The sequence below is a fragment of the Citrobacter sp. Cpo065 genome, from assembly GCF_030332805.1.
Lineage (GTDB): Bacteria > Pseudomonadota > Gammaproteobacteria > Enterobacterales > Enterobacteriaceae > Citrobacter > Citrobacter portucalensis.
Map to the genome: position 1 here is coordinate 97,725 of NZ_JAOWHC010000032.1, position 12,187 is coordinate 109,911.

A 12,187-nucleotide genomic window follows, 5' to 3' on the forward strand; every position below is an offset into this window, starting at 1 on the left:
CGACGTTTTTTTTCGGTTAAGCTATGTTCATGCTTTGGCGTTACCCCATGGCCGGAATCACTACCCAGGAACCCAACCATAATGGCAAAAAGTACCCCGCAGCTGCCGCTCGACCCCCATATGTGTCGCAGCTATGAGAAAAAGTCGCGAAGTCCGCTGGCGCTCTATTCCGAGTATCAGCGTATGGATGTCGAACTGCGGGCGCCGCTGGCTATGACCTACAGCCACTGGCATGGACAAGTTGAGGTGAACGTGCCATTTGATGGTGATGTGGAGTATCTCTTTAATGACGAAGTGGTGAAGAGCAAACAGGGTTTTATCACCTTGTTCTGGGCCTGTACTCCCCATCAACTCACGGATGCCGGGCACTGTAAACAGATGGCCATCTTCAACTTACCGATGCATCTGTTTTTGTCCTGGCCGCTGGACAGGGAGCTGATTAATCACGTGACCCATGGAATGGTGATTACTTCGTTGGCTTCACAGCAGCTGAGCGCGTTTGAAGTACAGCGTTGGCAGAATGAACTCAATAGCGATAACGAACAAATTCGCCAGTTAGCCATTGATGAAATCGCGCTGATGCTCAAGCGCTTTAGCCTCGCTGGCTGGCGGCCGGTACTGGGTAACAAAACGTCGCGCACCCAGAAAAACAGTATTTCACGGCATTCACAGTTTTACGTCAGCCAGATGCTGGAGTTTATTGCCGCCAACTGCGACAAACAGCTTACGGTCGATGCTATTGCCGAACACGTTAAGCTCAATCCCAATTATGCGATGGGTATTTTTCACCGGGTGATGCAACTGACGATGAAACAGTATATTACCGCGATGCGCATTAACCATGTGCGGGCTTTACTCAGCGATACGGATAAAACAATTCTGGATATCGCTACAATTGCAGGATTTCGCTCCAGCAGTCGATTTTACAGCTCGTTCCATAAATACGTCGGCATGCCGCCACAGCAGTATCGCAAATTGAGTCAACAACGCCGACATCATTCACCTTATGCCGAGGGGTAATTTATTCACCAAACGTTCTCTTACCTTACTACTAAAATATAAGCACCAGAATAGCAGGTCAAAAAAGATAATCTGCAGCAGTTAATAAAATAGGGTTCAGCCATGAGCTCTGGCAACTATGTTACTCAGACATGAGTGACCTGTAGCAGGTATTTATTTGACGTGTTCAACCATTAATGATTGGGATGGAATTATGGAATTAAATAACTGTACCGCCAACAACAGAAAGCCATTGTCTTTCTTTTGGTCAGTTTTACCCATGGTAGTCATGCTGGGCGGGATTAGCATCGGATATTTTATCTTCAATATTCGTGCTGAACCCATGATCCTGATGGGAACGGCAACCGCCTCGTTTATCGCCATCGCTCACGGCTACACGTGGGATGACATTCTACAATCTATTTGCAATAAAATATCTGAAGCGCTGCCGGTCATATTAATCGTCGCCAGTATCGGTTTCTTAATTGGCGCATGGATGGTGTCAGGCACTATTCCAATGATGATTTATTATGGTTTGAAGTGGATTAATCCGCAGTATTTCTATATTTCGGCATTTATGCTGGGAGCACTAATCTCAGTATGCACCGGTACCTCCTGGGGTTCTATCGGGACCGTTGGTATTGCCATGATTGGCGTAGCGATTGGTCTGAATGTCTCGCTGCCCATTGCCGCTGGTGCCATTGTTTCAGGCTGCTGGTTTGGTGATAAGCTCTCACCGGTTTCTGATTCAACCAACATGGCTGCACTGGCTGCCGGGGTAAACCTGTACTCGCATATCGGCCACCTGCTGTGGACTACCGGCCCGGGTTTTATTATTTGCTGCGTCGTTTACAGCTATATGGGCATGGGCATTGATGCCTCGTCCAGCGCGCCAGAAAACATTACCAACTTGATGAATTCTATTGGTCAGATTTATCACTTTAATATTCTGCTGCTACTCCCGCCGATCATCGTTTTATATGGCTCACTGTCAAAAAGACCGCCCATTCCGATGCTCTTTTTATCTACGATAGTCTCAATGATTTTGGCGTTAATCTTTCAGCAATTCACGGCATCCTCTGTCGGCGAATCCGTGGTCAGTGGCTTTAAGCTCGCAATGCTTACCGGAGATAATCTGCCGACACTGTCTTCCGATGTTTCCCGCTTACTGGAGCGAGGCGGCGCTATTTCAATGTTTAGCAGCTTCGTTACCGTTTTCAGCGCCTTCAGCTTTGCCGGGGCAATGAGTGCAACAGGCTCGTTGCACACCGTGATAAACGCGCTGACAAAAGGCGTTAAATCCACATTCCGCCTGGTGGCTACCACGATTGTGACGACATTTACCATCTGTGCCTGCACGGCAAATGGGACCTTACCGTTGCTGCTGTGCGGTGATGCCTTTAAAGAGGAGTACAAAAAACGAGGTCTTGCGGCAAAAAACCTCTCGCGAACCACTGAAGATGCCGGAACCGTTGTCGAACCGATTATCCCCTGGTCTGCCTCAGGCGTTTATTGCGCCACTATGCTGGGCGTTGCCACGCTTGATTACTTGCCCTGGGCAATCCTCTGTTACAGCGGTGTCATCTTTGCCCTACTGTGGGCGGCAACCGGTATTGGCATTGCTAAATATGAGCCCAATGAAGCCACTGAGAATATGGTTGAGCAAAAATCATAAACGACTAAATAGCTAAATATTCGCTATCACCAGGGTAAATTAAACATATCCATTAGATATACATAACATTCTTCGCTTTTGCGTTGCTTACACTATTTTCAGAGACTTTCCAGGAGTCAACAATGTCTTTGTTTGATGATATTGTCACAAGGGATGTTAATTGTCGCAAATACGGGCAATTACAACAGATGTACGGTACCACCGATGTATTACCGCTGTGGATTGCAGATATGGATTTTGCGACACCAGAGCCAATCATGAGCACGCTGCGTTCGGTGGTGTCACAGCCTGTGCAAGGCTATAACCTGGATTATCCACAATGGAAAGAATCTGTTATTCATTGGTATGCACAACAGTATGATGCCGATATCAAGGCACACTGGTTACATTTTATTCCCGGTGTTATAAAAACTATCGTACTCTCTTTAATGGCGCTTACCCGTCCAGGCGATAATATTTTAACCTGTACGCCAATCTATGATCCCTATCCTAATCTGGTAAACACCAGCGGTAGGAATTTGATTCAGACGCGCCTCATTGAGAAAAACGGGCACTATGAATTTGACTGGCATGATTTCAGCGAGAAACTCAAGCAGTGCAAAATGTTTTTGTTCCCTTCACCGCATAATCCAGGTGGAATGGTGTGGTCGCGGGGAACGTTGGAAAAAATCAGCCACTATTGCCAGCAGGCTGGCGTCATCATTCTGTCTGATGAAGTGCATAGTGATTTAACCCTGCCAGGAAAGCGCCATTTGCCGTTTTTTACTGTTGATGAAGCACCAGATAGTCGGTCAATCGTGCTTACTTCCATCAGCAAGACCTTCAATACGGCGGCGATCCAGGGCGGAATCGCCATTATTAAGAATGATGAATTACGCCATCAGTTCTACCACTTTCTGGATAACTGCTACCTTGCCGAGACGCATTCATTGCAGCAGGCGGCCATTTATAGCGCTTTTACCCATTGCGCCGACTGGCACCAGAAATTATTGGCCTATCTGGCCGACAATGTAGCGTTTGTGAGAAGTGAAATTGAAAAGCACTGTCCTTTGATCTCAATAGTGTATGGCGGCGCGTCGTATCTGTTATTTCTGAATGCGGAAAAAATGGATCTCAGCGATGAGCAGCTAAGCGCTTTTTTTGTGCATGACGCCAGGCTTGGCCTGTCACCTGGGGCGCAATACGGTCCCGGTGGAGAGGGGCACATGAGACTCAACGTTGGCTGCCCGCGCCCGGTACTGGTAGACGCGATGAACAGGCTAAAAGCGGCATACCAGAAATGGCAGAACGCATAGCGTATATCACACGATTTGCCCTGCCACGGTGGGGCAAAATTATCCAAAGATGTTGCTGAACTGCTATAAAGTCTTTCCCTTCTGTCGGCTGGTGTTAAACTGGAAAGTGTGATCTTCATCATAACCTGCTTAAACAGAGACAAGAGACACTGCTATGCAACATATCATCGAGGGCTTCCTCAACTTCCAAAAAGAGATTTTCCCTCAACGCAAGGAACTCTTCCGCAGCCTGGCATCCAGCCAGAATCCTAAGGCACTTTTCATCTCCTGTTCCGATAGCCGCCTGGTACCAGAACTCGTTACTCAGCAAGATCCAGGACAGCTTTTCGTTATCCGCAACGCCGGTAATATCGTACCGTCATTTGGTCCGGAACCGGGTGGTGTATCCGCAACCATCGAATACGCGGTTGTCGCACTTGGCGTAACGGATATCGTCATCTGCGGTCACTCCAATTGTGGCGCGATGAAAGCCATTGCCGATAGCCAGCCCCTGGATCCGATGCCCGCTGTCGCTCACTGGCTGCACTATGCCGATGCCGCGAAAGCCGTGGTCGATAAAAAAACCTGGGATAACCCAATCGATAAAGTTAACGCCATGGTGGAAGAAAACGTTATCGCACAGCTTAACAACATTAAAACGCATCCTTGTGTCGCGGTTGGGCTGCGCAATAATGCGCTTCGTCTGCACGGTTGGGTGTATGACATCGAAAGCGGTGAAATCCGTACCCTGGATAAAAACAGCAAAACCTACGTTTCCCTTGCAGATAACCCGCAGGTGCATTTCGAGTAATTCCCCCACTGGAGCAAGGATGCTCTGGACATCTCCTATCCCTATTTCTGTTAGTGGACAAAACAGGGGCTTGCGACTAGTTTTAAAGTAGCCACTGGTGTTCCACGCCGGTTTTCGCACATTTATACAACATTGCGACAGGCTCATTCACTGAGTCGCAAACAGCTGTTCATACATGGTGCAGGCGATAAAAAGGATCAGGTGCAGATGCAAACAAAAATAAAAAGAATAATGGATAAGTTATTTTATCATGAGTCGTGGGACATCATGCTTATTAAGGATAATGGTACACACTCATTCCCCGACAACACTCTGGAGATATTAAGCAAATCCACTGCGCAGCAGTTAAAAAAGAAATATACATTTCAGGCCGATCCTTTTCTGATTGAAAAAGACGATAAACTGTATGTTTTCTATGAAGCTCTTAGCTTCCGCAACTCAAAAGGCACGCTACGATGTCGCGTTCTTGACCGTGAACTGGTTGAACTTGAAGATATTAGGCTTGAAGGCTTTGACGACTTAAAGTGTCATTTGTCATTCCCTTATCTGATACATATCAACGATCAACTGTTCATGATCCCCGAGTCTTCAGAAAGAAAAGAGGTAATACTGTTTCAGTCAATTGAGTTCCCTGCACGCTGGAAGCAAGTTAAAGTTTTAATCTCTGATACCAAATTAACCGACAACGTATTTATCTCAATTAATGAAACCTGTTATCTGTTGTCCACCACGATGGATAACGAAATAATTATTCATTCAGCAGATCATATTTATGGACAATGGCAGCGGATTACCCCCTCATTGAAGGTGAGCAATCCTCATCATCGAGGCGCAGGAGCCTCCTATCAGGTCGAAAATAAAATGTACTTCCTTACACAGGAGTGCACGCCTGAAAATTATGGAAAATCAATCTATATCAAAGAATTAGTGACACTAAACGACACTAATTTTGCTGAAACTCTGATCGAACAAATCAATTCGTCGATCAACCATAGTGACGGCGTCCACACGCTGAACTTCTCAAATAACTATATTGTTTATGATACAAAAATAAACAAATTCAGCTTTTTATCTATACTTAAAAAAATTTCTTATAAATGCATGGTGAGGTATCGCAATTATTACCTTACCAAACGTTACCAATAACGCGTTCTCTATGGTACTGGCGTGAATCAATCCCCGTTTATCTGGAGTCTGTATGGCAATTCTTGTCACTGGTGGTGCAGGTTATATTGGTTCACATACTGTGTTAACGCTACTGGAAAGAGGCGATGATGTCGTAGTCATCGATAATCTGGCGAACGCCAGCAGAATCTCGCTGGACAGGGTCGCGGAACTCACCGGAAGAGAGCCCATTGTCTATATCGCCGATGTTCTCGACAGGCAGGCATTAAAAAACATTTTCGCCGACCATAACATCACCGATGTCATTCATTTTGCGGGACTCAAATCAGTTTCAGAGTCGATAAAAGAGCCCCTCGCCTACTATGAAAACAACGTTACCGGAACGCTGGTTTTACTGGATGAGATGCTGGCCGCTGGCGTTAATCGTTTCATTTTTAGCTCATCTGCCACGGTATATGGTAATCCAGAAAGCGTACCGCTGAGCGAGCAATCACGCACGGGTGGTACCACTAATCCGTACGGCACGTCTAAGTTGATGGTCGAACAAATTCTGGCCGATTTCTCACGTGCACAACCCGATTTTCGCATTACCTGTCTGCGCTATTTCAACCCGGTTGGCGCCCATCCATCAGGTCGGATTGGTGAAGATCCTAACGGTATCCCTAATAACCTGGTTCCGTATATCTCTCAGGTCGCGATTGGTAAGCTGGAAACCGTGTCGGTGTACGGTAATGATTATCCAACCCCTGATGGTACCGGTGTGCGTGATTATATTCACGTCATGGATCTGGCGACCGGTCATTTAGCCGCGCTGGATTGCCAGAACAAAGGCGCGGCTTACAAAGTGATTAATCTCGGTACCGGTGTCGGTTATTCCGTAATTAATCTGATTGAGGCGTTTGAAAAAGCGGCGCAGACAAAAATAAACTATCAGTTTGTCGCCAGAAGACCCGGAGATATTGCCGAATGTTGGTCTGACCCATCGCTGGCATACAAAGAGCTAGGTTGGAAGGCCATCTACAACCTTGATGAAATGATGCGTGACACCTGGAACTGGCAAAAAAATAACCCGAATGGGTATCAAATTTAATGTTCTCAGCAGCGAGCCTGACCGTCAGGCTCGCTGCTGTGTCTGACTAGCGTACCGTTATTGTTGACACCCGGTACCAGCCGCTGCTCTGCTTCCCTTCATTGGCAAAGTTAATTCTCGCCACACCCGACTTATCCAGCATCGCAACCTCAATCGCGTATTGCCCTTTCGCCAGTCGGCCTGGCATAGATAACGCATAACTGACCTGATACTTACCGGGGAGCCAGCGGCGAATATCCTCCGCGGAATTCCCCTGTGCCACCACCTTATTGGCGCTGTCTACGACCCGGAATGCCAGCATGTAAGGCAGATAAATCGGTGCGATACCCTCATTGTACCAGGTACTGATTAATGTCAGCGTTTGTCCGCTGTCCCACACGGACTCATGACTCAGGGACGCAAGGCGAAATCGATAGCCCAATTTGGTCAGCGCATCGTCGACCATCGGTCGATAGTCGCTGGGAATCGTTCTCGATTTCAGGTTAATGGTACTGGCGTGCTGCTTGACCGCCCAGTCAAAAATCCCCTGCACTTCAGCACGTGTATAGTGAAAGGTGTTCTTCCAGTCCTGCATATACGAGCAGATCTCCAGACTCACCGGCGCACGTTTCCAGGCGTCGTTGAACCCTGAATAACTCTGCTGTGCAGCCAGCAATCGCTGCGGGTAATCATCAGCCATATGGTTCCAGGAGTCTGAAAATACGCGTAGGTCTCCCCAACAGTCCGCACGCCATCCTGCCCCACGCGCCACCGCATTCGCCAGACTTTGACCGCCGCTTATCAGCATGGTTTTTGGTGTCACCGGAAAAGCAGAAAAGTGCATCGCGACGTAGCGATCCAGTTGCGCCGTGGTGTATCGCTCCAGTAATGGCTTCAGGTTCGGGAAGTTGCTGTTATGCCATTCTCCCCACGATCCCACCATGCCAATATCAACAAACGCGAGATTCTCATTACCATCGTAGCGTTTACCAAATGCGTTCAACAGACGCTGGCTGTATTCAATAAACAGAGGATCGTCTAAATCCGGGGCAAATGTCTTTTTATCCGGCGTCCAGGTTCCTTTCACACCTTTTTTAATCAGCCAGTCAGGAATTTGCGAACCGCTTTCCGGCTCTGCCAGAGCCATAAATCGTAGCCCGACATTCATCGCAGGACGATGTGCCGCCGCGTATTTGAAGGCATCATCCACCAACGCAAAATTGTACTGGCCTTCGACTGGCTCCAGATCCCGCCAGTAAAAACGCTCGTATTCAAATCCGGTATTGGGATAGTCCGCCAGCCCCAGCGTTTCACCATATCCCTGATGAAAACTTGCCACGCCAATCCCCGGATTGGTTAACGGGCCCGTCAATGCTTTGGGGGTAACGGTCGTCAATGCGGCCATAACCGTCAGCGGGAAAAACATGCACAACAACGCACAAACCCATTTACGCTTCATCGCAAAGACGTCCTCCACCAATTTGTTAACGCTAGCGGTCTTTCAGACTTAACCACCAGTCCCAGATACCTACGTGAAAATTTTGGAACACATCAATACCTAACGCGGATTTGATCATATACAGCGTCAGCAATATGCAGCAGGTGACGAATAGCACGGCAATCAGCAGCAAAAAAGTGAGCAACATTCTCGACAGGGTTGATTCCTGGCGATGCTGGCGGCGTAAATCTCTGCCAAACAAAAAAACCAGATAATAACGCTTACTGAAAAAAGGAAAGCTTCTGCGAATATCGATCTGATGCCGCGAAGTCAGGGTTGTAGCAAGGAGCGCTTTTTCCACCCCTTCTTTTTGTTCAGGGGTCAATTCCTCCGCTATCCGCTCATCAAGGTGAGCGTAAAACCGTTCGATGGCAGGAGGACGATTTTGAGGACTGGTCAAAATTAACCTATATCTTTATCAATGGAGTGGTAGACGTTAACCGTCTTTTTGGCGATTTCATGCCAATTGTAGTTTTGCAAATATACACCATAGTCCACGCTATTTGCTGTTGCCCCTTGGCCTAATTTTTCAGCCAGACCGGTTACATCTCCCACCTTAAAATAGGCCTCGGCGGGCAGTTGAACTTCAAGGTTAGCCGGAATATCACTGACGACGGCCGGAAGAGAAAATGACATTGCCTCCAGCAGCGCAATGGGCAATCCTTCATGGTATGAGGGCATCACAAACAATTTAGCCTGCGAAAACACCGCCTGAAGTTCGTCACCACGTAAAAAACCAGTCATCACAACACCTGGCGTGTCGGCGGCAAGCTTTTTGAGGCGCACGCTGTATTCGGTCGGATGATCCGCATCGCCAATTAATACTAACGGTATGGTCAAACCACTGTGTTGATAAGCGGCGATGGCATCATGCATCCCTTTTTCTTCCACAAACCGCCCAACCACCACGAGGTAGTTTTTCGGCTGCAGCCCAAAGCGGGAGAGCGTATTGTCGATGGTGAGCTGTGATAATAACCGCGGCTCGTTCACGCCATTGTGAATTAAATGCGCATCATAGCGACCGTGTTTTTTCTGGATCAGTTGATTAATAACTTCAGAAATCACAATCACCTCGTTGGCATATCTCACCGCCCAACGCTCACCCAGCAACAATATTTTTTTGGCTACATATCCCCATTTCTGGCGATCGTAATCGGGCCCGTGGTGGGTAAAAACCACCTTTTTACCCATCACGCGTAAGAGTGGGATCACAAGGCCAGGGCCGATAGCATGGACATGCACAATATCCGAATGGTCGATACGTGTCCTAAACGCCGCTATAACGGAATGGACAATAGCTTCCAGCGAGCGCTTTTTGGGTGCCCACAGCGCGTAGGTTTCGACTTTTTTATATACCGATAGTTTGTAATTTACATATGGCGAGCGAGCGATCACGCAAATATCCACGTCGAACTGCTGTTTAATGGCAGGATAAAGATTCTGACAGTGTGTCTCCACACCGCCCAATACATCGGGAATACCACGCGTTCCAAAAACCGTTATTTTTTTACTCATACTATGGCCTGCTCAGCAGTTCTTTATACAGCGCCTGTAGGGTATCCATATGTTTACTCAGCGCATATTTTTCACTCAACCGTGCACGACCTTGTAAGCCCATATTCCTCGCCTTCTCAGGCGAGTCGGCCAGAGCGTCCATCGCATTAGCTAACTCCTGCGCATTGCCCGGTTCGAATAAAATCCCTTCGACACCGTCACGAATTTGTTCCGGTATACCGCCGATGCGCGACCCGATAACCGGTTTGCCTAAGGACATCGCCTCTAATATCGCCATAGAACAGTTTTCATAGCATTCTGAAGGCAGGATCACCGCTCGCGCATGCTTAATAAGGTTGTCGAGGGCTTCCCCTTGTTGCACATAACCTAAAAACTCAACATCAGGGTATTTGGCGGCTAATTCATCATGCAACGGACCGTGCCCCACAACTTTCAGCGGCGCTTTGTTCTGCATTTTTTTATGCGCTGCCAACAACGTTGCCACGCCCTTTTCACGGCTCAGACGACCGAAGTACAGCATATAACCCTCGTCGCTTACCTCATCCAGCGGACGACTGTCATCAACGCCATTGACGATGACATCAATGCGCGAATTTGGCAGCGTGCGCAGCAAAACACCGCGTAAAAAAACGCTTGGTGAAACAATCACATCCAGTGCCTGATAGTTTTGTGCAATGTACTGCCAGGTTGCCTCCAGGGAGAGCAGTAAACTTTTTGAGGCTGAACCTTCCTGACAACGATACCTGAAGGCATTGAAAACCGTTCCGGTAATACAGGAATCACACACCTTGCCGTCGCGCAGCATGGAATACGCGGGGCACACAATCTTATAGTCATGCGCAGTCAGCACCGTTTTGCAGCCAAAATTGCGCGCAACTTTAATCAACGCCGGTGTTAACTGATGGTAGATGTTGTGAAAGTGGACAATATCCGGGCGCTCTTTTTCTAATAACGCCAGCATTTTTTTGCAGGCCTGCGAATTATGAATAAAGTTAACCGCCGTTTTGATACCACCCAGCAGATTGCTCGCTTTGTGGTAGTCCACATTACTTACGAAATAATCCGTATAGTCCGAGGGGAAATTATTCTCATGAAGCATAGAGAAATCAATAACCTGCACTCCGGCCTGTTTCAGCATATCGCGCTCTTGAAAATAAACCGTTTCCGCGCCGCCTTTGATGAAAAAAAACTTGTTAACCAATAATACTTTCATGGCGCCTGCCCCGGTTATTCATGAATGATTTTACTGTTAGGCGGAGTCAGCGGATCGCGTACCGGATAAAAAATACCTTTGATCAGCCCCGCTGAGCGTACGATTAAATTAATAACGCTTTGCAGCCCATCTGTTAACGAGCGGTTTTGCACAATCTTCAACAAAGCAAACGCCAGTAATGGTAGAAGCGCAACGGCAAACACATTGATATTTAAACTGAGCAGCGTCACAAATAAGAGAATAAGGTAGAGCGCAAATACCGCCTCATTCTTCACGATGTTGAATGACTGGGAAAACCAGGGTTTCCCCCAACTACAACGCAAAAGCTCACCTGGCGCCTGGTAATAACCACTGGTCCAGCGCCGCGCCAGCATCTTAAACGTCGGCAGCGTATGTGACGTATGGCTGAAGTAAGGAATATCCAGACGCCGCAGTTTATAGCCTGCTTCGATTAAACGCAGGCCCAGTTCAGCCTCTTCATACGCGTGCAAATTACGGTTAGTCAGATAACCAATTTTTTCAATTGCCGACCGACGATACAGCCCACCGCCACCCAGATGATCGCTATCCCCGAGTGGATAGATTTTATTAATGCGTTGCTTACGCGATTTAAATTCATAGTTTACGGCATCGTCCATTTCAACGGTTCCCGCAACGCCTGCATATTCTGGTTCGGCCTGCAAAAACGCGACGGCCTGATCCACAAAGTCCTCCTCCAGCTCCATGTCGCCGTCCATCAGCAGCAGATATTCCCCTTCACTATACAGATAACCTAACTGGTGCCCGACGCCACAGCAGCGATCGCCAGGGTCAGTTAAGGACACTACGGTCACCCCTTTATCGATCGCAAGCTGTTGGGTGTTATCCGTTGACAGACTATCTGCCACAATAATTTTGTGTGGATAATCAATAAGCTGCTTACGGATACTGTCAATCGTCTTCTCAATACATTTAGATTCATTGAGTGTTTTAATACTCACTGAAATAAACGGTTTTTGGTCCATACAA

The 12,187-nt window shown here is 47.6% G+C and carries 11 protein-coding genes; 6 read left to right on the forward strand and 5 right to left on the reverse strand.

Annotated features, from left to right (window positions below; translation table 11 throughout):
• Nucleotides 1–81: 81 nt before the first annotated feature.
• The 6 genes from melR to galE all read left to right on the forward strand — a co-directional run bounded on the left by melR (nucleotide 82) and on the right by galE (nucleotide 6,974).
• A complete protein-coding gene (melR, locus tag OGY68_RS14370; protein ID WP_003826064.1) occupies nucleotides 82–1,020 on the forward strand; it encodes a transcriptional regulator MelR in 939 nt (312 codons plus the stop codon).
• 193 nt (nucleotides 1,021–1,213) lie between these two features.
• Complete coding sequence (gene nhaC, locus OGY68_RS14375) at nucleotides 1,214–2,674, forward strand: Na+/H+ antiporter NhaC (protein ID WP_286580455.1); 1,461 nt, start codon at nucleotides 1,214–1,216, stop codon at nucleotides 2,672–2,674.
• 122 nt (nucleotides 2,675–2,796) lie between these two features.
• On the forward strand, nucleotides 2,797–3,969 hold the full coding sequence (locus OGY68_RS14380) for a MalY/PatB family protein (protein WP_057067647.1): 1,173 nt from the start codon (nucleotides 2,797–2,799) through the stop codon (nucleotides 3,967–3,969).
• A 154-nt stretch (nucleotides 3,970–4,123) separates the two neighbouring features.
• On the forward strand, nucleotides 4,124–4,759 hold the full coding sequence (locus OGY68_RS14385; RefSeq protein WP_003826059.1) for a carbonic anhydrase: 636 nt from the start codon (nucleotides 4,124–4,126) through the stop codon (nucleotides 4,757–4,759).
• Between the two features lie 207 nt (nucleotides 4,760–4,966).
• A complete protein-coding gene (locus tag OGY68_RS14390) occupies nucleotides 4,967–5,905 on the forward strand; it encodes a glucosamine inositolphosphorylceramide transferase family protein (RefSeq protein ID WP_057095098.1) in 939 nt (312 codons plus the stop codon).
• A gap of 52 nt (nucleotides 5,906–5,957) precedes the next feature.
• Nucleotides 5,958–6,974 (forward strand): UDP-glucose 4-epimerase GalE, encoded by a 1,017-nt coding sequence (gene galE / locus OGY68_RS14395; RefSeq protein WP_003826055.1) that lies wholly within the window; start codon nucleotides 5,958–5,960, stop codon nucleotides 6,972–6,974.
• A 46-nt stretch (nucleotides 6,975–7,020) separates the two neighbouring features.
• Here galE and OGY68_RS14400 read toward each other — a convergent pair whose 3' ends face one another.
• Genes OGY68_RS14400 through OGY68_RS14420 form a run of 5 tightly spaced genes read right to left on the reverse strand, consistent with a single transcriptional unit; the run spans nucleotide 7,021 to nucleotide 12,183 of the window.
• Nucleotides 7,021–8,412 carry a DUF4832 domain-containing protein gene (locus OGY68_RS14400; protein ID WP_286617145.1) on the reverse strand — a complete coding sequence of 464 codons (1,392 nt, stop codon included), beginning with the start codon at nucleotides 8,410–8,412 and terminating at the stop codon, nucleotides 7,021–7,023.
• Between the two features lie 31 nt (nucleotides 8,413–8,443).
• A complete protein-coding gene (locus OGY68_RS14405) occupies nucleotides 8,444–8,851 on the reverse strand; it encodes a hypothetical protein (RefSeq protein ID WP_003826052.1) in 408 nt (135 codons plus the stop codon).
• 2 nt (nucleotides 8,852–8,853) lie between these two features.
• Nucleotides 8,854–9,966, reverse strand: a complete 1,113-nt coding sequence (locus OGY68_RS14410) for a glycosyltransferase family 4 protein (protein WP_057067649.1) — start codon at nucleotides 9,964–9,966, stop codon at nucleotides 8,854–8,856.
• A 1-nt stretch (nucleotide 9,967) separates the two neighbouring features.
• Nucleotides 9,968–11,179: a glycosyltransferase family 4 protein gene (locus OGY68_RS14415; protein ID WP_057067650.1), complete on the reverse strand. Its 1,212-nt coding sequence runs from the start codon at nucleotides 11,177–11,179 to the stop codon at nucleotides 9,968–9,970.
• Nucleotides 11,180–11,193: 14 nt separating this feature from the next.
• On the reverse strand, nucleotides 11,194–12,183 hold the full coding sequence (locus OGY68_RS14420; protein WP_045899695.1) for a glycosyltransferase family 2 protein: 990 nt from the start codon (nucleotides 12,181–12,183) through the stop codon (nucleotides 11,194–11,196).
• Between the last annotated feature and the right edge of the window lie 4 nt (nucleotides 12,184–12,187).